Below are 1,167 nucleotides of genomic sequence, written 5' to 3'. Positions count from 1 at the left end.
GTTGACACTTGGCGTTCGTGGGTGGGTATCTGACGCAGCGACTCGTGCCGGACCCGGATCCCACAACCGCCCTCCCCGGGGGCCCAGGGCCTCTCGTCCGGATCATGCCGGGCTCGCGGGGTCCGGCACGCGTACTCGCCGCGTAATCGTCGGTCGCCAGGGCTCCTTCCCCGAGCTCTCGGCTCCGCTCCAGCAGGGAAGACCCCATCCGACTCCCTCCTCCGCCTTGCGACCGCACGCACCGGACCTTGCTCCGTGATCCGGCCTGGTCCAGACGGAAGACCCCAGCCCCCGTCCCTCCGCAATTCCCCCGTACCGCAAGGAGATCCCCGTGGCAGTCGTCGCGGAACCAACCCGCCCAGGTCGCCGCAGCGGGCCGCAGGCGCGCCGCGAGGCCCGGATCGGCCTGCTCTTCGTCCTTCCGTGCTTCCTGCTCTTCCTGGCGTTCCGGTTCGGTCCGGGCATCGCCGGGGTGCTGATGAGCTTCACCGACTACACGCTCACGGGCGGCGGCAGCTTCATCGGGCTGGACAACTTCACCCGCCTGTGGGACGACCCGCTGTTCTGGCAGGCGCTGAAGGTCACGGTCCTCTACACGGTGCTCGCGGTGCCGGGCACGCTGCTCGCCTCGGTGTCCCTGGCGCTGATCACCCGCCGCGCGTTCCGCGGCGCCAAGTTCTTCCGTTCCGTGTTCTTCCTGCCGGTCGTCACCTCGCTGGTGCTGGCCGCCACCGTCTTCGTCTGGATCTTCTCGACGGGTGGGCCGTGGTCCACCCTGATGAGCTGGTTCGGGATGTCGGAGGGCTCCTGGCTCTCCGACGACGTGCTGGTGCTGCCCGCGCTCGCGATCGTGGGCGTCTGGTCCCGCTTCGGGTACGGGATGCTCATCCTGCTGGCCCGGATGCAGGACATCCCGCGCGAACTGGAAGAGGCCGCGCTCACCGACGGCGCCGGGCCCTGGCAGCGGTTCCGGTACATCGTGCTGCCGCAGCTCAAGCCCGCCCTGTTCTTCCTCGCCGTGATCGAGACGACGGCCTCGTTCCAGGTCTTCGACGCGGTCTACACGATGACTGGCGGCGGCCCCGCCAACGCCAGCTACACGCTCGTCTTCCAGCTCTACGACGCGGGCTTCAAGTACTTCGACCTGGGTTACGCCTCCGCCATCGG

General features: G+C 69.1%; 1 protein-coding gene. It reads left to right on the top strand.

Features of this window, described 5'->3' with window-relative positions:
* Positions 1–331: 331 nt before the first annotated feature.
* Positions 332–1,167 (top strand): carbohydrate ABC transporter permease (locus ACWCQ6_RS37395; protein ID WP_451096983.1); only part of this gene is annotated, 836 nt, incomplete at its 3' end.

Source organism: Streptomyces sp. NPDC001880 (genome assembly GCF_053594575.1).
This window is presented reverse-complemented; position numbering and strand designations above follow the sequence as displayed.